Annotated in this window: 17 protein-coding genes and 5 pseudogenes; 14 read left to right on the forward strand and 8 right to left on the reverse strand. The window is 61.1% G+C overall.

The window, feature by feature from the left end:
* Both AWB68_RS33655 and AWB68_RS33660 read right to left on the reverse strand, forming a co-directional pair.
* A partial coding sequence (locus AWB68_RS33655; RefSeq protein ID WP_268810959.1) for a proton-conducting transporter transmembrane domain-containing protein occupies window positions 1–1,124 on the reverse strand: 1,124 nt, incomplete at its 3' end.
* Window positions 1,125–1,315: 191 nt separating this feature from the next.
* Window positions 1,316–1,744 carry a CZB domain-containing protein gene (locus AWB68_RS33660; protein ID WP_200828869.1) on the reverse strand — a complete coding sequence of 143 codons (429 nt, stop codon included), beginning with the start codon at window positions 1,742–1,744 and terminating at the stop codon, window positions 1,316–1,318.
* 357 nt (window positions 1,745–2,101) lie between these two features.
* Here AWB68_RS33660 and AWB68_RS33665 point away from each other — a divergent pair.
* The 4 genes and pseudogenes from AWB68_RS33665 (at window position 2,102) to AWB68_RS33685 (ending at window position 5,169) form a co-directional block, all read left to right on the forward strand.
* Window positions 2,102–2,861, forward strand: a pseudogene (locus AWB68_RS33665) (YoaK family protein).
* A 359-nt stretch (window positions 2,862–3,220) separates the two neighbouring features.
* Window positions 3,221–3,709 carry a hypothetical protein gene (locus tag AWB68_RS33670; protein WP_235028629.1) on the forward strand — a complete coding sequence of 163 codons (489 nt, stop codon included), beginning with the start codon at window positions 3,221–3,223 and terminating at the stop codon, window positions 3,707–3,709.
* Window positions 3,694–4,494 carry a fused MFS/spermidine synthase gene (locus AWB68_RS33675; protein WP_374729630.1) on the forward strand — a complete coding sequence of 267 codons (801 nt, stop codon included), beginning with the start codon at window positions 3,694–3,696 and terminating at the stop codon, window positions 4,492–4,494. The genes AWB68_RS33670 and AWB68_RS33675 overlap by 16 nt, the downstream gene beginning before the upstream one ends.
* A 477-nt stretch (window positions 4,495–4,971) precedes the next feature.
* The gene (locus tag AWB68_RS33685) at window positions 4,972–5,169 is read left to right on the forward strand and encodes a ribbon-helix-helix protein (protein WP_087648619.1); all 198 of its coding nucleotides are present in this window, start codon (window positions 4,972–4,974) and stop codon (window positions 5,167–5,169) included.
* Between the two features lie 189 nt (window positions 5,170–5,358).
* On the opposite strand, the pseudogene AWB68_RS33690 reads toward AWB68_RS33685, so the two are convergent.
* Window positions 5,359–5,841: pseudogene (locus AWB68_RS33690) on the reverse strand (integrase core domain-containing protein); the annotation flags it as partial.
* Here AWB68_RS33690 and AWB68_RS51605 point away from each other — a divergent pair.
* Window positions 5,830–6,175: pseudogene (locus tag AWB68_RS51605) on the forward strand (DDE-type integrase/transposase/recombinase); the annotation flags it as partial. The pseudogenes AWB68_RS33690 and AWB68_RS51605 sit on opposite strands and share 12 nt — an antisense overlap.
* A gap of 118 nt (window positions 6,176–6,293) precedes the next feature.
* Here AWB68_RS51605 and AWB68_RS33700 read toward each other — a convergent pair.
* Entirely contained in the window at window positions 6,294–7,280 is a 987-nt protein-coding gene (locus AWB68_RS33700; protein WP_087648620.1) for a sugar-binding transcriptional regulator, read from the reverse strand.
* Between the two features lie 73 nt (window positions 7,281–7,353).
* Window positions 7,354–7,824, reverse strand: a complete 471-nt coding sequence (rpiB, locus tag AWB68_RS33705; RefSeq protein ID WP_087648621.1) for a ribose 5-phosphate isomerase B — start codon at window positions 7,822–7,824, stop codon at window positions 7,354–7,356.
* Between the two features lie 285 nt (window positions 7,825–8,109).
* Here rpiB and AWB68_RS33710 point away from each other — a divergent pair, with 285 nt between their 5' ends.
* The 9 genes from AWB68_RS33710 to AWB68_RS33755 all read left to right on the forward strand — a co-directional run bounded on the left by AWB68_RS33710 (window position 8,110) and on the right by AWB68_RS33755 (window position 18,663).
* Window positions 8,110–9,588: a sugar ABC transporter ATP-binding protein gene (locus AWB68_RS33710; RefSeq protein ID WP_087648622.1), complete on the forward strand. Its 1,479-nt coding sequence runs from the start codon at window positions 8,110–8,112 to the stop codon at window positions 9,586–9,588.
* Window positions 9,585–10,571, forward strand: a complete 987-nt coding sequence (locus AWB68_RS33715) for an ABC transporter permease (protein WP_087648623.1) — start codon at window positions 9,585–9,587, stop codon at window positions 10,569–10,571. Before AWB68_RS33710 ends, AWB68_RS33715 begins: the two co-directional genes overlap by 4 nt.
* 44 nt (window positions 10,572–10,615) lie before the next feature.
* Window positions 10,616–11,617 (forward strand): substrate-binding domain-containing protein, encoded by a 1,002-nt coding sequence (locus AWB68_RS33720; RefSeq protein ID WP_087648624.1) that lies wholly within the window; start codon window positions 10,616–10,618, stop codon window positions 11,615–11,617.
* An 11-nt stretch (window positions 11,618–11,628) separates the two neighbouring features.
* Window positions 11,629–12,396: a GolD/DthD family dehydrogenase gene (locus AWB68_RS33725; protein WP_087648625.1), complete on the forward strand. Its 768-nt coding sequence runs from the start codon at window positions 11,629–11,631 to the stop codon at window positions 12,394–12,396.
* A 26-nt stretch (window positions 12,397–12,422) separates the two neighbouring features.
* The gene (locus tag AWB68_RS33730; RefSeq protein WP_087648626.1) at window positions 12,423–13,427 is read left to right on the forward strand and encodes a dihydroxyacetone kinase subunit DhaK; all 1,005 of its coding nucleotides are present in this window, start codon (window positions 12,423–12,425) and stop codon (window positions 13,425–13,427) included.
* Window positions 13,424–14,110, forward strand: coding sequence for a dihydroxyacetone kinase subunit DhaL (gene dhaL, locus AWB68_RS33735; protein WP_200828870.1), 687 nt, complete (start codon window positions 13,424–13,426; stop codon window positions 14,108–14,110). Before AWB68_RS33730 ends, dhaL begins: the two co-directional genes overlap by 4 nt.
* A gap of 86 nt (window positions 14,111–14,196) precedes the next feature.
* Window positions 14,197–16,233: a transketolase gene (tkt, locus tag AWB68_RS33740; RefSeq protein ID WP_087648628.1), complete on the forward strand. Its 2,037-nt coding sequence runs from the start codon at window positions 14,197–14,199 to the stop codon at window positions 16,231–16,233.
* Window positions 16,234–16,413: 180 nt separating this feature from the next.
* The gene (fba, locus tag AWB68_RS33750; RefSeq protein WP_087648630.1) at window positions 16,414–17,478 is read left to right on the forward strand and encodes a class II fructose-bisphosphate aldolase; all 1,065 of its coding nucleotides are present in this window, start codon (window positions 16,414–16,416) and stop codon (window positions 17,476–17,478) included.
* A gap of 150 nt (window positions 17,479–17,628) precedes the next feature.
* Window positions 17,629–18,663 (forward strand): class 1 fructose-bisphosphatase, encoded by a 1,035-nt coding sequence (locus AWB68_RS33755; RefSeq protein WP_087648631.1) that lies wholly within the window; start codon window positions 17,629–17,631, stop codon window positions 18,661–18,663.
* 216 nt (window positions 18,664–18,879) lie between these two features.
* Here AWB68_RS33755 and AWB68_RS33760 read toward each other — a convergent pair.
* The 3 genes and pseudogenes from AWB68_RS33760 to AWB68_RS49870 form a co-directional block, all read right to left on the reverse strand.
* Window positions 18,880–19,590: pseudogene (locus tag AWB68_RS33760) on the reverse strand (IS6 family transposase).
* Between the two features lie 595 nt (window positions 19,591–20,185).
* Complete coding sequence (locus AWB68_RS33765) at window positions 20,186–21,292, reverse strand: alpha/beta hydrolase family protein (RefSeq protein ID WP_087648632.1); 1,107 nt, start codon at window positions 21,290–21,292, stop codon at window positions 20,186–20,188.
* Between the two features lie 807 nt (window positions 21,293–22,099).
* Window positions 22,100–22,222: pseudogene (locus AWB68_RS49870) on the reverse strand (MFS transporter); the annotation flags it as partial.

Consider the following 22,222-nt stretch of genomic DNA (forward strand, 5'->3'; position numbering starts at 1 on the left):
AGCCGCCCGAGATTGCGCTCGCCCGTCGCGTGCAACACGGAACCCGTTCCAAGAAACAGCAGGCTCTTGAACGTCGCGTGGCTGGCGATCTGGTAGAGCAGGGCCGTCAACGAAAGGGCAGCGAGCGCGTTCATCCCGTACGCGCGAAACAGGATCCCCAGCCCCATGCTCACAAACATCAGGCCGATGTTGTCGATCGACGAGTACGCAAGCAGCCGCTTCATGTCCGTCTGGATGGCGCTGAACACGACGCCGAACAGGGCGGTGAAGAGTCCAAGTACCAGCATGAGCACGCCCCACCACGCAATCTGCTCGTGCAGCAGGTCGAACACCGTGCGTAGCACGCCGTAGAGGCCGGCTTTCAGGACGAACCCGCTCATGAGGGCCGATACCGGCGACGGCGCAGCCGGATGAGCCTCGGGCAGCCAGACGTGCAGCGGGAAGATCCCCGCCTTGGTGCCGAACCCAAACAGCGCCAGCAGAAACGCGATGGACCCCCAGAACACGTCCAGATGCTGCTGACGCATGTTGGCGAACGTGTAGTCGCCGGTATTGGCCTGCAGCAGCCCGAAGCACAGCAGGAGCGCCAGCGCGCCGACATGGGAGATCAGGAAGTAGAGCCACGCGGCCCGGCGGATCTCTGCAATGCGGTGATTGGTCATCACCAGGAAGGTGGCCGACAGCGTCATCGTCTCCCATGCCACCATGAAGCAATACGCATCGTCGGCCAGCAACAGGACGGCCATGCTCGCGAGACACACGTGATATTCAAAACACAACAGACCGGGCGGAGTGCCCTCACCCTTGCGGAAATAGCCGGCGGAGAACGCGCTCACGCCCGTGCTTACCGCACCCAGTACACAGAGGAAATACGCTGACAGTCTGTCGAGCCTCAGATGGAACGGCAGGTCCGGCAACCCGAGCGGCAGGACGGCTTGCTGGGGGCCCGCGAAAACGCCAATGAGGCCCAGTCCGCACAGAGACAGGCCGAACACCGCACCGACCGGAAACAGGCCATGCGCCACCACCCGTGTGCGGCGCAGGCTGGCGAGTCCCAGGGCTCCAATGACCAGCCAGCTTGCAATCACGAGCAGCACATAATGGAGGACCAGCACGTGTTCCATCCGCATTGTCTCCGGTGCCGTCAGACGTCCTGTTAGACGGTCAGTGTGTTGGATGAAGGGTATCCCGGAACGGGCACTGTCCGGTTGTGACGTTCCATTTTTTCGACATACCGGTACAGGTTGTTTTCCTGAAGTTGCAGATCGGTTGCCGTTAGCATGGAGTCATGCAGCAACCGATGAGTCGCGTAGCCTTAATGTATCCGTCCGTGCGGTGCCGCCCCGGTGACCAGGCGATCTTCGAAACGCGACACTGCATGAGCGAGCATACGCGCCGCGTTTTCGAACAGCGCGTCCGGTTCGAGCATCACGGCTGCTTCAGCGAGACGCCCTTGCGTGATGGATATGGCGATCACCAGCGCGATGGCATGGAAGCTCGCGTGCGCCAGCTTCAACTGCTGAAGCTCGGAAGCGTCTTCCCACAGCAGGCCATCTTCATGAATCCAGCGTCCGAGCGCGCAGCAACGTTCGTTGGCGAATGCGGATGTGACCAGTCCCACGCGCTCGTGCATCCCCTCGAGCATCCCGTTACGCAACGCGACGCCAGTTAGCCGGTGTTCTTCAAGCGTGTTGTCAAACGGCATGGCATTTCTCCTTGTTGCGGCGCGCCAGGCGGCCGCCATCCTGCAGGTTGCCCGGCTTTGTCCTCCCGCTATCACGAACCGCGTCATCCCTGCGTCGCTGCCGAGGCGTATGCAACTGCAGCATCACTGCGCGTTGCTCCCGCAGGAGGGGAGATTTCGCCAGCGACATCAAGTTACCAGTCGATGATAATTACGTTATCATCCTAGCAGCTTTATTGATCCAGTTCCACACGTGATGATCCGTCGACAGGCGCGGAGTAAGTGTCGTGTTCGTCCAGGGCGTCTGGAATGCGGGCGTTCATCCTGCGCGTGGAATTTAAGCAGCCAGCTTGCTGCACCGGTCCCTGCCTGCGCCGAAGCGCGGTTCGGACACGCGAATACACGAGTCGATACCTGATGCAAGCACACTATTTCCGGACCCTGACGGGAAGGAATCGCAGCATCGAGGCCAACAGGCAACTTGGTTTCTCGCTTGCGTTCGTGGCTGGCGCTACTAACGCCGGCGGCTTCCTGGCGGTGAAGCAATACACGTCCCATATGAGCGGCGTAGTGTCCTCGATTGCCGACCAGGCGGCGCTGGGCGACCTCACTGGTTCTGGCCGGCGCCGGACCGCTGATCTCGTTTCTGCTGGGCGCAGCCTGTTCCGCCGTGCTCGTCAATTGGGGGCGCCGGCGGCAGCTGCACAGCCAGTACGCGTCGCCGTTGCTGATCGAGGCCGTCCTGTTGCTGTGTTTCGGGCTGCTCGGTAGTCAACTGGCGCTGTGGGAGACCCTGTTCGTGCCGGCGACCGTCGTGCTCCTCTGCTTCATCATGGGTCTGCAGAACGCGATGATCACCAAACTGTCCGGTGCCGAAATCCGTACCACCCACATGACCGGAATCGTGACGGACATCGGCATCGAATTGGGCAAGCTCTTTTACTGGAATTCCGCGAGGACCGACCCGGGCGCACCGTTCGTACGGGCGAATCGGGCGAGGTTGAAAGCGCACGGGACGATGCTGGCCATGTTCGTCGTCGGTGGTTTTACCGGGGCGATGGGATTCAAACACATCGGCTACGCCTCGACGGTACCGCTTGCGGGCGTGCTGATTGTGCTGGCCATCGTGCCCCTGGTTGACGATCTGCGCGCGCGGGTCTATCGACTCGACCGTTAGGCGCCGGGCACAGGCCGCGAGACGGGTTCGGGTCAGTGCCGGTTGCGTTAGCGGCACCTTCACGGTGGCCGCCGTTCCCCGATCCCGGCAGTGCAGGGTGCAGCCGTTCGCTTAAGAGCCACGTCGACCGTCGACGCGGGAGCGCTCTCGATGCGCACATGCGTGCGCATCGAAGAACCGGCGAACAGCCTCGCCCGTTTTTCGAAACAGGTGCTCCAAAAGTATGATAAGGAAATTATCATTGATTTATGATGAAATGATAATACTATGGCAGGATTGGGCAGGTATCTTGTTAGTCACCTTGCAGGCCGGGCTCGCTCGAAACGACGTGTATGCCTGCGCGCGGCAGGGAGGTCGACGTGATTGATGCAAGTGTTCCGTTGCTGTCCCACGACTACACGCACCTGTATCTGCGGGACGTGATGGGTCGTCGCGGACTGATTGTCGTCGGCGTGGGCAGGACGGGCGAGCGCGGATTCCAGATGCTTTACCGTTTTTCGGAAATCTGCGAGCGCCTGGAAGAATGTGGAGTCAACGTCATTTTTGTCTATCAGAAGGAATCGGCCCGCCATGTCCTGGATGCGACCTCCATACTTGGGGCCCGCTACAGGCAGAAGCCGCTTCTGCTTCTGGACGACGATGGCCAGTTCTTTGTCGGCCCGCTACACCCAAGGTCGCTTCGCGCCGCGCACTTCGATCGGGAAATGAAGCGGCTCTACACGGCCGAAATCGCCTTGGGGAGTGAAAGATGGGACCCGTCGTTGCGGGCTTTCTTTGCCCAGGTCATCGCCGGTTCGGACCGCTGCAAGGAGGCGTGTTCCACTCCCGCCGATTGCCCCTGCATCTGAATCTCTTGATCACGCACATGAAAAGAAAGAGGAAGGCGAACAGGCCGGTGGTCATAGAGAATGACCAGGTCGTTTCACTGTACTTTGATGCGCGCGGGGTGCAGAGCACCATGTTGCGACGCGATCCGTACACCCTTGCTTTGGGCTATACGCGTACCATGATGGGCTTCCTTCTGTTCCAGCCATTCCCGCGCCGCATTTCGATGATCGGTCTGGGTGGCGGCTCGCTGGCGAAATACTGCTATCGCCACTTGCCCGACACCGTTATTGCAGTCGTCGAAATCAACCCGCAGGTGATCGCGCTGCGCGACCGGTTTCATGTGCCGCGTGACAGTGAGCGCTTCAGGGTGGTTTGCGCCGACGGCGCGCAGTATGTCACCGTTCCGAATCATCGGCCCGACGTGCTGCTGGTCGATGGTTTCAATGCCGATGGCTTGCCCGCGGAACTGGGCAGCAGGGCGTTTTATGAAGCCTGTCGCCGCAGGTTGAGCGATGACGGCGTCCTAGTGGCCAATCTGGTGACCGACGAACCGGATTTCCATCGCTACCTGCGCTCGCTCCGGGAAGTCTTCGCGAGCGCGGTGACGCTGGCGCCGCCCGAGGGCAGTGAGCACAACGTCACTGTTTTTGCGTGGAAAGGAGCGGATGAGCTTCCGTCTTTCGCAACGATGCTCGACCGGGCGCGCGCACTCGGACCCACGCATGCGGTCAATCTCCATGCGACAGCCACGCGCATCGAATACGGCAAGAAATTTAACTGGCATCGATATGAGCAAACGTGCTGAGCGGATGCGTCTGTCGCTGACGGATCGCAGCCCGGCTCATTCGTGGCCTGTTTGAGCAGGTACATTCCCGAGGATGGAAGATGACGGCGGAAAGTGACAACGACAGCGGCCCCTTGACCCACGCAGCGATCTGGGCGCTTGCGCGTCTGGCCCAGCAGCGATACGGCCGCGATGCGCCCACGTTAAGCTGGTCGGTCGCGCGGGAGCTGCGTAACGCTGGGTTGGTATCCGTCCCCGCGAATGGGCGAGGCGGTGTGTCGATTACCCGGGCTGGACAGGATATTCTGCGTGCCAGGGCGGCGATTTAGCGCGCCGTTGCCGTGCGTTGCACGTCGTTGGCTTCCCGGCCACAAAAAGGCTGGGCGTCGGCGAGCATGTGGGAATCGCCGGCCGCCTGTGGATTCCGGTGCCACGAAGATGACTCGGGCCACTCGATGTATTATAATTCAATTAACATATCTGGACTTCGCCCCCGTCATGGAAACGAAAAGCGCTCGACTCACGATTCTGATCGATCCTGTGAAGAAGGAAGCGTTCGAAAAACTGTGCGCGGCGCAGGACTTGACGCCCTCACAGGTAGTGCGGCAATTGATCCGCGATTACCTCGATCAGCATGGCGTCAGCTACCGGACCAAAAGCGCAGTTGGCGCGCGTCCGCGCCGAAAAACCGCTTGAGGTACGCCTGCGTCAGGTCAGTGATGTGATGCCACTCAGGCATTGCGCTAGGTCCTGGTTCCACGGCACTGCAGGTCAAGTGGGCATCCTGGTCTAGCGCGCACCGAAAAGATAGCGCGATGAGCGTAACGTGTATTAGCCTGGACCGGACCTGACAGGTAGTCGGGGAAGCGAATTAAGGAAAGCGATTCATTGAGGAATCAGTTTCTCCGTGACAAGTTCGAGTGAGTCGAGGAAGGCACGCATAGGCCTTTTGCCATAGCACTATCGCCCTTGATGTTCGCGCTCATTGTTGTACTGGTCAAGCCATGCGTCGAGACCGGTCTGCAGGGCGGCGGTCGAGTCGTAGATCTTCCTGCGCAACGCGATGCGATAGAACTCGTTGAGCATGGTCTTGTGAAGTCGCTCAACGATGCCCTTGGTCTGTGGAGAACGAGCTTTGGTGCGGGTGTGATCAATGTTCTCCACGGCCAGATAGAACTCATATTCGTGATGCTCGGGGTTTCCGCAGTACTTGGTACCCCGGTCAGTCAGAACGCGAGCAAGCGGAATGCGGTGGCTGTCGAAGAACGGTACGACGCGATCGTTGAGCAGGTCGGCCGCCGGCAGCGGTGTCTTGCGGCCGTAGAGTTTGGCAAACGCCACCTTCGAGTAAGTGTCGAGCGAGGTTTCGTGGTCACATACGAAACGATCCGTTGCTGGTGCGACAAGTTCGGCGCTGGATTCGCCCAATGCGCCAAAGCAGCGCGGCGCAAGCCGGGCAGCATATGGCATCGGGCGAGATCTTCGTGACGCTGCGCGGCGTGCCGTATCTGTTGTGGCGAGCGGTCAATGAGCATGGTGCTGAACTCGACGTGTTGGTGCAAGACGGCGCGACAAGGCTGCGGCAACGCGCTTCTTCCAGAAGGTGCTGCATTCAAACCCGGTGCCGCGCAAGATCGTTGCCGACCAGCTCCGGCGGCGAAGGCTGACATTCCTAATGTTGCCTTCCTTGTCGACGGCCCGGTAAAGAGAATCGCAATTGTCGGTTTGGGGATCTGGATTTGTGTCAGTCTTGAGGGCACACAACGCTCAACAGCACTCCAACAAAGGTCTTCGCAAGCGTCGCGCTCCAATGACACGATTTATCGATCCGCGAGTTCCGGCTTCAGTGTAAGAGACTGACGGCGCGTCGCATCTTCGAGACTCACGATCGACTGCGCAATCGCTTCGGTCGTGGCCAGCGTGTTGATCACCCCGGTTCGCAACGCACCCAGGACAGCGGTCGTCTTGGTATGCTCGCTCGCTACCGCGATGACGTTCGGGATGCGCTTGAGGTCGTCCAGGCTGAGCCCGATCACCCGATCCCGCACGGCAGTGACCACGGGGCCGCCGTTCAGGTCGATGAAGTGGTACCCGGTCAGGTCTCCAACGGCTCCGCGATGCCGGAGTTCGGCGATCTCATCTGGGGAAAACCAGCCGGTACGTACCATGTTGCTGTCTTCATTGATGTCGCCGACGCCAACGAGCGCAATGTGCGCCCGCCGTGCCTTGTCGAGCGTAGGCTTGACGGCGTCATTGTTGAGCAACCCTTCGCGTACCCCGGGGTCGCTCACGAGTGCCGGTGCATAGAGCGTCTCGCTGTCTCCTCCGAAGCGCGCAGCGAGGCGGCGGCAAATGTGATCGGCATTCATGCTCTCTCCGCCGCGATAAAACCCGCCAATCGCGCAGACGAACGTTGACGATCGCTGCGTCGACGAAATCGCATGCTCCGAGATCGAATTGATGTTGCGCCCCATTCCTACGGCGACGATCATGTCGTTGGCAAGAATGCGATCGAGATGACTCGCGACAAGGCCGGCCAGGAGTTCGCGCTGCTTGTCCTGATCCTTGTGATTGATCGACACAATCGCCTTCTCGATGCCGAAACGCGCGATCAATTCGCGCTCGAGGTCGCGCGTGTCGCGTGGATGATGCTTGACGCGAATCTCGACAATACCTTCCTCCTGCGCGCGCTTCAGGAGGCGGCCGATCTTGGCGCGCGACAGCGAAAACTGTTTCGACAGATCTTCCTGCGTAAGCCCGTCGACGTAGTAGAGGGTCGCCAGGCGAGTCAGTTCGTCGGTGGTCATATGCTTTCTCTCACTCCCATTCGGTTGGATACTACCTGAGCGCCGCCAACCGTTGGCTCAGTGGTCGATGAAATCAGCCGCTCCTGTCGCTGGGGGAGAGTTGATGACAATCCTCGTATTCCTTGATGCGATTCACCTTCGGCACCGAACGCCCGCCGTCGAAACGCGCACCAAGCCAGGTGTCGACAATTGCCTTCGCTAGTTCAGGCCCAACGACGCGAGCGCCAATTGTAATGATTTGCGCGTCGTTGCTCTTGCTCGCCCGTTCGGCCGAATAGGTGTCGTGACATTGCGCGGCGCGGATGCCGTGCACCTTGTTGGCGGCGATCGCCATGCCGATTCCGGTCCCGCACAGCAGGACGGCCCGCTCGAATTCGCCTCGCGCGACGCTTTCCGCTACCGCGAAGGCGATATTGGGATAGTTGACCGGTTCCGTCCCGTGGGTCCCGAAGTCGGCCACCTCCAATCCTTTGTCAGTCAAATATCGCTTGATCAGTTCTTTTAGGTCAAGCGCTGCTTCATCGCATCCGATTGCCAGCTTCATTTCTTCCTCCGAGTCTTCAGAATCATTCGCATGCGATGATCAAATGATCAAGCATGATCAAATTCTCATTGTCATTCGATCGAATGTCAAGAGCCCAGCGGGCCGATTGTTCCCCCGAGGAATCGCGCTTTGCCGCGCGCCGATATTACGCTGAGCGGCCAAGCGGAGCCGTCTTATGGTTCGGGTTAACCACGTGGCACCTGAGATTGACACGGGCAATGCCGACGCCTACGATGTGACCAAGCTGATCAAATGTTCAGTGATGAACAAAAGTAAGGAGACAAGGTGAACGACCTTCTTGTGGAAGCACATGGTGTTCAGAAGGCATTTAATGGTGTTCGAGCGCTCGAAGATGGCCGGCTGAGCTTGCGGCGCGGCAGCGTCCATGCGCTGTGTGGTGGAAACGGCGCGGGCAAATCGACCTTTCTGAGCATCGTCATGGGCATCGCACAGCGCGACGCCGGAGAAATCCTCTTCAAGGGACGCAGCGTCAATTTCCAGTCGCCGGCCGAAGCGCTGGCGAACCGCATCGCGATCATTACCCAGGAGTTGTCGCCGATTCCTGGCATGACCGTCGCCGAAAACCTGTATCTCGGCCGCGAGCCGCGTCGCGCCGGCGTGCTGGTCCGGTTCAATGCCCTCGTCAGAAAGGCCCAGGACCTGCTCGACCGGCTCGGCTTCCCGGTCAACGCCCGCGCCCGCATGTCGTCGCTGAGCCTCGCGCAGATTCAACTGGTGGAAATCGCGAAAGCGTTCAGCCACGACTGCGACGTGATGATCATGGACGAACCGACCTCGGCGATCGGCGAGCGCGAAACCGAGGTGCTGTTCAATGCCATCCGCAACCTGACCGCGCAGGGAGCGGGCATCGTCTACGTGTCTCACCGTCTGTCCGAGATTTTCCAGATCGCGGACGACTACACGGTCTTTCGCGACGGGCGCTATGTCGACAGCGGGCGCATCGCGGACATCGATCGTGCCTATCTGGTGAGCACGATCGTCGGACGCAAGCTCAACGTGGCGGAAAAGACGCGCAGGCCGGTGGGCGAGCCGGTGCTCGAGTCGACGAAGCTCTCGCGTGCGGCGGAATTCAAGGACATCTCGCTCACCGTTCACCGGGGGGAGATTCTCGGCGTGTACGGCCTGATGGGCGCCGGGCGCAGCGAATACCTGAACTGCGTCTACGGATTGACGCGGCCCGACAGCGGGGAGGTCAGGCTGAAGGGCCGCGTGTTGCCGGCCGGACAACCGCGCAAGGCCATCCAGGCCGGATTGTCGCTCGTCACCGAGGACCGCAAGGAGACGGGCCTCGTCCTGTCCGCGTCCGTGCGGGACAACATTTCGTTTTCCGCCTACCGGCGCCTCTCCCGGCTCGCGTTCATCAATCGACGGAAGGTGCGCACGCTGGTCCAGTCGATGATCGAGCGCATGCAGATCAAGACCGGTTCGGCATCGCTCCCCGTTTCGTCGATGAGCGGTGGGAACCAGCAAAAGGTCGTGCTCGCACGTTGCTTCTCGACCGATCCCTCATGCCTCTTGTGCGACGAACCCACCCGCGGTATCGACGAGGGCGCCAAACGCGAGGTGTACCGGCTGCTCGATGACTTCGTATCGAAAGGAGGCGCCGCGATCGTCGTTTCGTCGGAGGCTCAGGAAATTCTGGATGTCAGCGACCGGATCGCCATTTTCAAGTCGGGGCAGTTGGTCTCTTTGATCGACGGCCATACCACCACTCAGGAAGATCTTCTGCACCTCGCATCATGAATACTCAGACAACTTCGTTGAACGCCCCCGTCGCTCAAAGCCGCGCTGCACATATGCGCGAAATCTATCGACGCTACGGCATCGTGGCGGTGCTGATTGTGTTGTGCATCGTCCTTTCCTTCTCCAACCCGTACTTTCTGACGCTCGGCAACATCGCGGACATCCTGCGGCAGACCGCCATTAACGGCATTCTGGCCGTCGGCATGACCTACGTCGTTCTGACAGCCGGGATCGATCTCTCGGTCGGGTCCATCCTTGCGCTCGCTGGCATCATCAGCGGCAGCCTCGTCACCGGCGGGCATCCGCACAGCGCGATCGTTGGCATCGGGGCGGGTCTGGCGGTGGGCGCGGCCGTCGGCGCGGTCAACGGGCTCCTCGTCGCGCGGCTCTCGATACCGCCTTTCGTCGCGACGCTCGGCATGCTGAGCGCGGCGCGCGGGCTCACTTTCATCTACAACGACGGCATGCCCGTCACGGACCTGCCCGACAGCTACCTGTGGATCGGCACGGGCGCGATCGCCGGGGTTCCCGTGCCGGTCATCGTGTTCGCCCTCGTGGTCGCGGTGTTCTGGTTCATCCTCCGCTACACGACTTACGGCCGCTACATCTACGCGGTGGGCGGCAACGCGAAGAGCGCTAAAACAAGCGGCATCTCGACGCGCAAGATCATCTTCTCGGTGTATGCGCTCGGCGGGCTGCTGGCGGGCCTCGCCGGGATCATCCTGGCCGCCCGCACGACATCCGCGCTGCCACAGGCCGGCATGTCCTATGAACTGGACGCGATCGCGGCGGTGGTGATCGGCGGAACGAGCCTGACGGGCGGCTCGGGGTCGCTCGGCGGCACGGTCGTCGGCGCGCTCTTGATCGGCGTAATCAACAACGGTTTGAATCTGCTGGGCGTGTCGTCCTATTACCAGCAGGTCGTCAAGGGCGTCATCATCGTCGGCGCCGTTTTACTCGATGCTTCGCGCAAGAAGCAATGACAGCAACCCGGAAAGCAATAATCCCAAAGTCTCAGGAGACAGTAATGACCTCATGGAAGAAGGCCGTTTTGGCCTGCGCGGTGGTCGGCCTGACGTGCTCGGCCGCACAGGCGAAAACCATCCGCATCGGGGCGGCGGTGTACGGCCTCAAGGGCGAGTTCATGCAGATGTGGACCAACGCGCTGAAGGCGCACCCCGCAGTCAAGGACGGCACGGTGCAGATAACGGTGTTCGACGGCAACTACGACGCGCTGACGCAGGGCAACCAGTTCGACACGATGATCACGCAGAAGTACGATGCGATTATCTTCGTGCCGATCGACAAGGCCGCGGGTGCCGCGGCAGTGGCGAAAGCCGCCGCGGCGAACATTCCGGTCATCGGATCGAATACCCGCGTGTCGGGCGACAAGCTGACCTCGTACGTTGGCAGCGACGATGTCGTCGCCGGCCGGATGGAGGCGGAGGCGATCGTCAAGGCGATCGGCGGCAAGGGAAACGTGGTGATCATCGAGGGGCCGATTGGCCAGTCCGCGCAGATCGACCGCTCGAAGGGCATTCAGGAAGCACTGTCGAAGACGCCTGATGTCAAGGTGCTGGAGCACAAGACGGCGAACTGGTCGCGTGCGGAGTCGCTGGGTCTCGTCGAGAACTGGCTGACTGGTCATCCCGGCCAGATCAACGCGATCATCGCGGAGAACGACGATATGGCACTCGGCGCCATTCAGGCATTGAAGTCCAAGGGTATCGATCCGAAGAAGGTTCCCGTGGCGGGCATCGACGGGATCGTGGACGGCATCTCGGCCGTCAAACGCGGCGAGATGACGACCTTCTTCCAGGATTCCCAGGCGCAGGCGCAAGGCGCAATGGACGTGGCGCTGCGCGCGGTGCTGGGCGCGTCGTACAAGCCGCGTTCGGATATCTGGGCCGCTTACGGGGAGAAGATGCCCTGGGGCGACGGCACGGCGAAGAGCTATACGGTGCCGTGGACGCAGGTCGTGCCGGCGAACGCCGAAGAGATTCTGAAGCGCATTCCCAAGAGTCACTAAGGAGTCGAGCGATGTCAGTCCAATCAACCAACCCGCTTGATCTCACGGATCGCGTGGCCGTCGTTACCGGTGCGGCAAGCGGCATCGGGCTCGCCGTTGCACAGAGTCTCGCCGCGGCCGGCGCGCGGGTCGCGCTGCTCGACATCAATCCGGCCGTCGAGACCGTGCCGCAGACCCTCGCCGGAGGCGCGGACCGGCACCTGGCGATCCAGTCGGACATCACGGTGGCCGGTGCGCCCGAACGGGCGGTTCAGCGCGTGATCGAGGCGTTCGGGCAGATCGACGTGCTCGTCAACAACGCCGGCATCGCCTTGCTCGACAATGCGGAAGCGCTTTCCGAGAGCGCCTGGGACCGGACGATGGCGATCAACGTCAAGGCGCCATTTCTGCTTGCGCAGGCTGCCGGCAAGGAGATGTTGCGCCGCCGTAGCGGCCGCATCGTCAATCTCGCCTCGCAGGCGAGTGTCGTCGCGCTGGAACGCCACGTGGCGTACTGCACGAGCAAGGCCGCCATCGTCGGCATGACCAGGGTGCTTGCGCTCGAGTGGGCGCGGCACGGCATCACGGTCAACGCCGTTTCTCCCACGGTCGTCGACACCGAGCTTGGCAGGCAAGCCTGGGCCGGCGCGGTGGGCGAAGCGATGAAAGCCAGGATTCCCGCTGGAAGATTCGCCCGGCCTGACGAGATCGCCACGCTGATCCTGTACCTGGTCAGCGACGCGGCGGCGATGGTCAACGGCGAGAACATCGTGATCGACGGCGGCTACACCGCTCAGTGATAACCCTCAAGATGCAAAGGAATGGTATGAATCGCGTCATCAACAACCCTGATCTCGTCGTCGAAGACATGCTGCGCGGCATCCTCGCGGCTCACCCGGAACTGCGCGCGGCAGCGGAGAATCCTCGCGTGATTTCGCATAGCCGGGCCCGCCAGAAGGAGCGGGTCGGGATCGTGACCGGAGGCGGATCGGGTCACGAGCCGGCGTTCATCGGCTATGTCGGTCGCAATCTGGTGGATGCCGTGGCCGTCGGCGAGATCTTTTCATCGCCGACTGCGAAGTCGTTCTTCGACGCGTTCAAGGCCGCCGACAGCGGCGCCGGCGTCGCGTGTCTCTACGGCAACTATGCCGGAGACAACATGAACGTGAAAATGGCGATCAAGCTGGCTGAGCGGGAGGGGATTCGCGTGCGCACGGTGGTGGCGAACGACGACGCTGCATCGGCACCGAAAGACGAGATCGGCAAGCGGCGTGGCGTGGCTGGTGAGATCCTCATGTGGAAAGCCGGTGGGGCACGCGCCGCTCAAGGGGCGTCGCTCGATGAGGTGATCGCCACCGCGCGCAAGGCCGTCGATGCGACCCGTTCCATCGGTATCGGCCTGTCCGCCTGTACGATTCCGGCGGTCGGCAAGGCCAATTTCGTCATCAAGGATGGGGAAATGGAAGTCGGCATCGGCCATCATGGCGAGCCGGGCATCCTGGTGCAGCGGACCGTGCCGGCGAAGGACATGGCGAAGCTGATGCTCGACCGGTTGCTGCCGGACCTGCCGTTCGCACGAGGCGACAAGGTGTCCGTGCTGCTTTCCGGCCTCGGCGCAACGCCCGTGATGGAGCAATATATCCTCTACGCCGAGGTGGCGGACTGCCTGCGCGAAGCAGGCATCGACATCCAGTTTTCCTTCGTCGGCAATCTCTTCACGTCGCTGGAGATGATGGGCGTCACGCTGACGCTGACGAAACTCGACGACGAACTGAGCGCCTGCCTGGCTCATCCGTGCCAAAGCATCGGACTTACCGTGGGAGAAGCATGATGACCGAAACAGTCAAGCTGGCGAACGCCGGGGAAGTCGTCGTCGATCTGATCCGCACCATCAACGCGAATCGCCAGTACCTGAGCGAAGTCGATGGCGCAATCGGCGACGGCGATCACGGGATCAATATGAGCAAGGGCTTCACGCAATGCGGCGAACACCTGGCGGCGCGGGGGGCGGTGCCTTCGCTGCAGGTGGCGCTGGGCGACCTTTCGTCGGCCCTCATGGAAGGGATCGGTGGATCGATGGGGCCACTGTACGGCACCTTCTTTTTAGGCATGAGCGACGCGCTTGCGGACCGCAGCGAACTCGACAAGGGACTGTTCTATCGCGCCCTCGTCGACGGCATTGCCGCAGTTCAGGAGATCGGTGAAGCGAAGGTCGGCGACAAGACACTGATCGACACGCTCGTGCCGGCGCGCATCGCGTATGAAGAAGCCTTGAAGGCGGACAAGAGCTTTCGCGAATGCATCGCGGCGATGGTGGCCGGAGCAGAAGCCGGAATGAACTCGACGCGCGAACTGTGCGCCCGTATTGGCCGCGCGAGCCGGCTCGGCGACCGTTCGATCGGCGTGCTCGATGCCGGCGCCTGTTCCTGCTTCCTGATACTGGGCAGCATGGGCGAGTCGATTACGCGTTTGCTTGACGACACTCGCACCATCACCACCTCCGCCGCGCACTAACCGCACAGGTCTACTAGCGCCGGTTGCCTCGCAAGATGGAGCGAGGCCTTATCCAATGAAGTTAGTTATCCTTTTCAGAGTGATGCATGTCCTACGCTAATCCAACCCGTCGCGAACTTGCGAACGCTATCCGCTTCCTGGCTATCGATGCGGTGCAAGCGGCGAACTCCGGGCATCCCGGGATGCCAATGGGAATGGCCGATATCGCCGAAGTGCTGTGGCGCAAATATCTGAAGCACAATCCGGCGGCGCCCGACTGGGTTGACCGCGATCGTTTCGTGCTGTCGAACGGGCACGGGTCGATGCTGCTATACGCCGCGCTACATCTGACTGGGTATGAGTTGTCCATCGACGACCTGAAGGGCTTCCGCCAGTGGCAGTCCGTGACGCCCGGGCATCCCGAGCGGGGCTTGACCCCAGGCGTCGAGACCACGACTGGGCCGCTTGGGCAAGGGCTCGCCAATGCGGTCGGCATGGCGATGGCCGAGCGGCTGCTCGCGGCGCGGTTCAACGAGCCGGGATTCGACATCGTCGACCATTACACGTACGTCTTTCTCGGCGACGGCTGTCTGATGGAGGGCGTCTCTCATGAAGCGTGTTCGCTCGCCGGCACGTGGCACCTCGGGAAGCTCATCGCGTTCTACGATGACAATGGCATTTCGATCGACGGACATGTCGAGGGCTGGTTCACCGATCAGACGGCGATGCGCTTTCGCGCCTACGGTTGGCACGTCGTCGAGCGCGTCGACGGGCACGATCCGCAGTCGATCGAACGCGCGATCGATGAAGCACGCGGCGAACGCGACCGGCCGTCCCTGATTTGCTGCAAGACCGTGATCGGGCACGGGTCGCCCAATCGGGCGGGCAGTCATGACGTGCATGGCGCTCCGCTCGGCACCGCCGAAGTCGCGGCGACCCGCAAACATCTCGGCTGGAATCACGGGCCGTTCGACATTCCCGACCCGATTCGCGATGCCTGGGACGCCAGGTCCGTTGGCCGCGATCGAAACATGGTATGGCGCACGCTCTTCGAGGCCTATCGCACCCGCTTTCCCGAGAAAGCCAGCCGCTTCGAACTGCGTCTGCACGGCAGCGGCGACGAGCGCTCAGCGGACGCGATCGCGACCCTGCTTGAAGAGAGCGAATGGTTCGAGCAGACGATGGCAACGCGTAAAGCCTCGCAGAAATGTCTGGAACTACTGGTTTCCCGGTTGCCGGAACTGCTGGGCGGTTCGGCAGATCTTGCACCGTCGAATCTCACGATGGTGTCCGCGTCGCACGCCATCGAAGCCGGCGCCGGGAACGGCAAGTCGAACTACATTCACTACGGCGTTCGCGAGTTCGGCATGGCCGCGATCATGAACGGCCTTGCGCTCCACGGTGGATTTGTTCCATACGGAGGGACGTTCCTCGTGTTCTCCGACTATGCGAAGAATGCGCTTCGCATGGCGGCGCTGATGCATCTGCAATGCGTCTACGTGTTCACGCACGATTCGATCGGGCTCGGCGAAGACGGACCGACCCATCAGCCGGTCGAGCATGCGGCGATGCTGCGCATGATTCCTGGCCTCAACGTGTGGCGCCCGGCGGATGCGATGGAAACGGCGTTCGCGTGGGCGGCGGCACTCGAGACAACAAACTCGCCGACAGCAATGCTGCTGTCGCGCCAGAATCTGCCGCCGCTTGCACGTACCGCGCACGCGAGAGCAAATATCTGCCGGGGCGGTTACGTGTTGTCGGAAGCGGCTGGCGGCACGCCGGACGTCATCCTGATCGCGACGGGCTCCGAAGTCGAACTCGCGCTGATCGCGCAGGCGCAGCTCGCCGGCGAGGGCATCGACGCACGGGTCATATCGATGCCGTCGACCACGGCTTTCGACAGGCAGCCACCCGAGTACCGGGCTGCCGTCCTTCTGCCCGGCGTCCGCCGCGTCGCGGTCGAAGCGGCCGCGAGTGATTTCTGGCGCAAGTATGTCGGACTGAGCGGCGCGGTGGTCGGGTTATCGCACTTTGGTGAGTCGGCGGCGGCCGCGATCCTATACGAGCAATTCGGCATTACGGCAAGCGAGATCGTGAATGCCGTGCGCCGCACGCTCGATGTGGAATTCGAGACCGTCGACTAGAACCGTTCGACCGCGAGCGCGCAGGACTTCCGTCGTTCAGCCTGCTCGAATGCTTGTTTGGAGTCTAGCCACAGCGCGGGCCGCGACGCCGTGCATCGCCGCTGGGTCGATGCCCCGGTCGTCGCGATATCCACATCAAAAACTTCCGCCAACGAGGCGGAACTCTCTACTGGAAACGACATGGCGCTGATCTCATTGCGACAAATGCTGGACCATGCTGCCGAATACGGCTATGGCGTGCCCGCATTCAACGTCAACAACCTCGAGCAGGTTCAGGCGATCATGCAGGCGGCGCACGAGTGTGACAGTCCCGTGATCATGCAGGCGTCCGCAGGCGCACGGAAGTATGCAGGTGAAGCGTTCCTGCGACATCTGGTCGAGGCGGCCATCGAGACTTATCCCGACGTTCCGGTAGTCATGCATCAGGATCATGGCGCATCGCCAGCCGTCTGTCAGGCAGCGATCCGTAGTGGTTTCAGCAGCGTTATGATGGATGGATCGCTGATGCCGGACATGAAGACCGTCGCGGCCTACGATTACAACGTCGACGTGACGCGGACCGTGGTTGAGGTGGCGCACGCGGTAGGGGTGTCGGTGGAGGGCGAACTGGGGTGTCTCGGTTCGCTCGAGTCGGGCACGGCTGGCGATGAAGACGGTTCCGGCGCCGAAGGCGTGCTGTCGCACGACATGCTGCTGACCGATCCCGAGCAGGCCGTCGATTTCGTGCAGCGGACTGGCGTCGACGCACTGGCGATCGCGATCGGCACGTCGCATGGCGCGTATAAATTCTCGCGCAAGCCAACCGGCGACATTCTCGCGATCGAGCGGATCAGGGAGATTCACCGGCGCCTGCCCGATACCCATCTGGTCATGCATGGATCGAGTTCGGTTCCGCAGGAATGGCTCGACATCATCCGCGAGTTCGGCGGAGACATCAGGGAAACGTATGGGGTCCCGGTCGAAGAGATCTGCGAAGGCATCCGGCATGGCGTACGCAAGATCAACATCGATACGGATATCCGGCTCACCATGATGGGAGCCGTGCGGCGTTCGCTCGCCCAGCATCCCTCCGAGTTCGATGTTCGCCGGTGCCTGGCGGAAGCACGCGTCGCCGCACGCGACCTGTGCCGCCAGCGGTTCGAGGCGTTCGGCAGCGCAGGACAGGCGCAACGGATCAAGCCGGTTCCGCTCCCGGCGATGGCCGAGCGCTATGCCCGATCCCACCGGGTCGAAGCGGCGGGCTAACAACGGGCACCCTCATCGTGATGTGCAGAAGAGAAGACGCCATGTGCTTGACGGAGCACTGTGCCAGTTCCAGTTCGTCCCCGAAAGCGAATGCGGCGAAGTGCGCTGGTGCCCTCAACCTGCAAGCTGCTTATTTCCAACGGATCAAACATGAATAGCGCACCTGTTGCCGAACGCATCCGGCTCTCCCTGTTCCTCGCAAACGCGGTGCGTGATGGCCAGATCACGACCGGGCTTTCGACACTCGTGACAGCCGTCGCCGACGCATGCTCGGCGGTCGCAACGGCTGTCGAAAGAGGCATCTTCGACGGCGCTTGCGGGAACGCTCACTCTGAGAATGTGCATGGCGAATCGCAAAAGAAGCTCGACGTCGTTTCGAACGACATCGTGATTGAAAAGTTGGCGTCAGTCAGTTGCGTTCGCGCCCTTGCGTCCGAAGAATTGGAGTCGATTCGATTGATGCCGTCTTCGTCTCGGGGGGACGAAGACGGCTATCTCGTGCTCTTCGATCCGCTCGACGGATCGTCCAATCTCGAGATTAACGGTATTGTCGGCAGCATCTTTTCCGTGCTTGCCGCGCCGGAGGCGGGCGTCGCGATCGACGAGAGCCACTTTCTGCAGTCGGGTGTGCAGCAGGTCTGCGCCGGGTATGCGATTTACGGCGCATCGACGATGTTCATGCTGACGACCGGTCGCGGCGTCGACGGGTTCACATTCGACCGGCATTCGGAATCGTTTGTCCTGACTCATCCGCAACTGAGGATCCCCGACAGCACCTGCGAATTTGCGATCAACATGTCGAACGAGCGCTTCTGGAACGAGCCCGTACATCGATATGTGCGGGAGTGCGTCGCCGGTGCCGAAGGACCCCGGCGCGCCAATTTCAACATGCGATGGATTGCGTCGATGGTCGCCGAGGTGCACCGTATCCTGATGCGCGGGGGTATCTTTCTTTATCCGCGTGACAGCAAGAATCGCGAATTCGCCGGACGGCTGCGGCTCACGTATGAAGCCAATCCGATGGCCTTTATTGTCGAGCAGGCCGGCGGGATGAGCACGACTGGCGAGGCGCCGATCATGAATATCAAGCCGGAGCGGGTGCACCAGCGCGTGCCGGTGATTCTCGGATCAAAGCTGGAAGTGGAGCGGCTAGTCGATTACCACAACCAGACTGCGGTTGACTGACTCGCTGACGTGACTGCGCCAAGCTCGGTTGCACGACGACACCTTTCCACTGAGTGTTGACTTGGCAAAGCCAGTGGAAATCGCCTTGATGCCGTGGCTTGGTCCGTGTCATGAGCGTTCTCCTAGCGGCTCTCGGCGGGACGGCAGTGCCATACGGCATAGGGTTCGGGTGCAAATAGGTAAGCCGGTTGAGAAGATCCAGATTAATAGGATGCTTTATCGAACGGACAGGACGGCATTCCATACGGCGGGCGCAGCGGTATCCTTGAGGCCGAGCTTCGCGAGATCGAACTGTCCCTTGCGAATACGATGCATCAATTCGATTCCTGAAATCGTGGTCGCAGCACTTCTGAACCGTTTGAAGCCGACCATCGCGTTCGTTCTGGACTTGATGTTTCGATGGTCGTGCTCTATCCGGTTGTTCAGGTACTTCGAGGACCGGACCTTCGCCACCTCAGGAGCACGCCATCGGCCTTCATCTCACGTACCGCCCGATGCGAGGCAGCATACCCATCGAGCGTGATCGTCTTCGGCGGCTGGCCCCGATTTTTGATCGCCTTGCTGAAAAATGCTTTGGCCGCAGCCACGTTGCGCCTCGCCCTGAGCATGAAGCCCACTGTCTGGCCAGCCCGATCCCACCGCCCGGTACAGGTAGACCCACCTGCCACGAATCTTCAGGTAGGTCTCGTCGACACGCCACGAGCGACCCGCAGGTGTAGCAAAGCGGTTCCACCGTTTGACGAACCCGGGCGTATAACGCCTCACCCAGCGCAGGATCGTCGTATGAGCCAGCGACAAGCCCCGTTCGGCCATCATCTCGACCAGATCGCGTAGGCTGAGCTTGTAGCGCAGGTACCAGCGAACACACAGAATGATGACCTCCCGATCAAAATGGCGTCCACCGAACAACTCCTGCAGACTCTTCAGCTTGCTCCTCGCGGGTCATCAGTTCGTTTTGCTCCGATAACTCTAACCGATTCGCCGACACCATTTGCACCAGAGCCCCTGCCGACTCGCCGCCGCACTGAAGCTTATCCGGACGAGCAATCTGGCACAACAAGGCACCCGCGTGTTGAGCGAAATCACGACCGATATCGTCATCGAACAACCGGTCGAAGTGCAGGCCGATCTGAATTATCTCGTGCCAACAAGGCCGCCCCGCGTCGCTCGATGTATCGGGCCGTGAATGCGTAGGCCCGCTCTTCGTGCTGACACGGGTCGGCTCGCTTCCGACCAGCGCGCCATGTTCTCGCCTCGCTGATACCGCCGCACCACGAGAGTTCGAGCATCACGTAATCGATGGCGTCCGCTGCGGTTATCGACGAAATCCTGATCGGGTTTGCGCAAGATCCGACGCCTCTTCGTCGGCCACCCCGGTCATGCGAGCCTCCCGGTATTTGGTGGATCTTGAATGACCGGTCGCAGAAAAACCGAATAGGGCGCTAACGACCCGTTTGAGCCATCCAGTATTTCCGAATACAGGCCTTCGGTGCCATGTCGCCGGATGGGACAACTGATGAGGTTAGTTCGAACCCAGCCGCCGTACCCCTAAGTTCGTGTCGAAAAACCTTAATGCGGCGTTCCCTATGTAATCATGCAGCTTGGCTCGCTCCACGCCAGCACCATCGGAGCAGGCTTCCGGATAGTTGTCTCGACCCATCTGGTCGCACTCGTTGCCGAAAATCTCGTGGCCGACCTGACCGGGCAGCACATCGAGCCGGGCATGTTGGATATTTTCCGCAGCAAACTCGGCGTTTTCCTTCGGGGGGGTCGTCGTGTCGCCAGCGCCGACGATGATGTAGGCAGGAATCGCCATTTGTCGAAGCCCGGCCTCGTCCATCCCGAATCCCTGGATGTCGCCAGGTGCCATCGCGAATGCCGCCTTGACCCGATTGTCGTGCACATGACGGGCGGGAGTCGCGTCCAGGCGCATCTGCGCGCGCAAATACGCAGGCACACTCTCGTTGTTCTTCCATCCGCGTTGAAACGCCAGAAATAGTCCGGGATTGACCTGGGCTCCTCCGATCCAGAGAGAGGTGAATCCGCCCTGCGAATGCCCCGCGACGCCGACCTGATCTGGATCGATGTGGGGCCCCCACTTCTTATCCTGGAGGAGATGAGTGATATCGAGACTGATGTCGCGCGGTCGCTGCCAGAGTCTGTTACGCACGTACAGCGCACTGGAATCAAACGTATTGGCGCGATAGTGGTACAGCATGGCGACCAGATAGCCGTGAGCAGCGAGGTACTCACCGAACCAGGCATAGCCCGCACCGTTGCCGCCAGCCCCATGCGAGAACATGACGAGAGGGTGTTTCAGACCGTCGGCCACGAGCGGCGCATCCTTGTACAGATGGAGATTCGCCGACAGATTTACTTTGAAAACGGGGGCATCGGCACCCGGCGTAGCGGGATAAATTAACATGAAGTTCAATGGCCTACCGCCACCGGACGGGTCGACAAACTCCACCTGCGTCGCGCCGACGGCATATGGCGCGTTCGGCAACACGGTTTGGGCCAGAACACTTGCGGGCCAAACCAACGGACCGCAGCAGGCTATGCCGAGAGATAAGATGAAGCCGCCGAGAAAGCAAGCAGAGTTGCTTCGTTCCAGACAACCGGATCGCATGTTACCTCCGTCGACTGCAGGGAAAGTAAGCCTACAACATCGTTAGCGGATTCACGAAAGTAGATTGATCGCGCTTTTGCACCGTTTTCGAACCCCCCATCAAACTAAGCGAGAGAATGCCGATCAGCGGCGCCTCGCAGCGACTGCGAACAGATTGTCGACGATTTTCGCGCAGAAGTGTAACGACGCTCGTGGCCGACTGTCCGCGATCAGCCTCGCGCACCACAAGCCGCCGAGTTGTCTCTTGACGGCGAACAATGCGAGTTTGTCTTCGTATGCGTGATAGCGAGATATTGATACAGCTCGTTGCGAAAAGACCGATGGGCTGCTACTCAAGTCTCATGGGCCGGCCCGGGGGGAAGAAAATGCCCCGCAGTGCGTGGCTGTACGCCGCCCTGCTGATGGCTTTCACCAGCAGGGAGAACGCGACTTTTGTTTTTTTGTTCAACGTCACGCGTTGAGGTCGGCGCAGGGGGTATGTGCGTCCATCCAGTCGTAGTGTTCACTGGCTCTCACCCACGCCCTCGTCACGATGAGTGAGGCTGACGATTGCCTGGAGCGCTTGCCTGACGTTGGGTTCGCTTCCGGATCCGAGCGGCGTTCAAGAATTTCGGCTCCAGTCGCTGGTTTAAGACTTTGTCCGTCGTTAGACATCTGTGATTGTCCTGGAAACGGAGCAGATGCCGCCAGCCTGAGGAACGCCGGCGGCCCCGCCCGGTGAATCAGTAGTCATCCTCATTGATGCAATCCCATGCTACATCGGATAAATGACCGGAACAGAGTCGTGTCCTCGACCCGCTCCTATCCTCACGCGAGGCGGCGTCCCATTGTCTCCTTGACCATGGCCAGCCCGACAAGCGATATCAGGCCGCAACCGATCACGTAGTAGGCGGGTGCATTGGGATCCTTCGTAAAATGAATCAACAGCGT

The sequence above is a fragment of the Caballeronia choica genome (genome assembly GCF_001544535.1).
Lineage (GTDB): Bacteria > Pseudomonadota > Gammaproteobacteria > Burkholderiales > Burkholderiaceae > Caballeronia > Caballeronia choica.

Excerpts from the sequence above, each read along its gene's own strand:
- AWB68_RS33700 (WP_087648620.1), bottom strand. The coding sequence starts at position 7,280 with ATGACCACCGACGAACTGACTCGCCTGGCGACCCTCTACTACGTCGAC.
- AWB68_RS33725 (WP_087648625.1), top strand. The coding sequence starts at position 11,629 with ATGTCAGTCCAATCAACCAACCCGCTTGATCTCACGGATCGCGTGGCC.
- fba (WP_087648630.1), top strand. The coding sequence starts at position 16,414 with ATGGCGCTGATCTCATTGCGACAAATGCTGGACCATGCTGCCGAATAC.
- AWB68_RS33685 (WP_087648619.1), top strand. The coding sequence starts at position 4,972 with ATGGAAACGAAAAGCGCTCGACTCACGATTCTGATCGATCCTGTGAAG.
- AWB68_RS33755 (WP_087648631.1), top strand. The coding sequence starts at position 17,629 with ATGAATAGCGCACCTGTTGCCGAACGCATCCGGCTCTCCCTGTTCCTC.
- AWB68_RS33715 (WP_087648623.1), top strand. The coding sequence starts at position 9,585 with ATGAATACTCAGACAACTTCGTTGAACGCCCCCGTCGCTCAAAGCCGC.
- rpiB (WP_087648621.1), bottom strand. The coding sequence starts at position 7,824 with ATGAAGCTGGCAATCGGATGCGATGAAGCAGCGCTTGACCTAAAAGAA.
- tkt (WP_087648628.1), top strand. The coding sequence starts at position 14,197 with ATGTCCTACGCTAATCCAACCCGTCGCGAACTTGCGAACGCTATCCGC.
- AWB68_RS33765 (WP_087648632.1), bottom strand. The coding sequence starts at position 21,292 with ATGCGATCCGGTTGTCTGGAACGAAGCAACTCTGCTTGCTTTCTCGGC.
- AWB68_RS33660 (WP_200828869.1), bottom strand. The coding sequence starts at position 1,744 with ATGGCGGCCGCCTGGCGCGCCGCAACAAGGAGAAATGCCATGCCGTTT.
- AWB68_RS33720 (WP_087648624.1), top strand. The coding sequence starts at position 10,616 with ATGACCTCATGGAAGAAGGCCGTTTTGGCCTGCGCGGTGGTCGGCCTG.
- AWB68_RS33730 (WP_087648626.1), top strand. The coding sequence starts at position 12,423 with ATGAATCGCGTCATCAACAACCCTGATCTCGTCGTCGAAGACATGCTG.
- dhaL (WP_200828870.1), top strand. The coding sequence starts at position 13,424 with ATGATGACCGAAACAGTCAAGCTGGCGAACGCCGGGGAAGTCGTCGTC.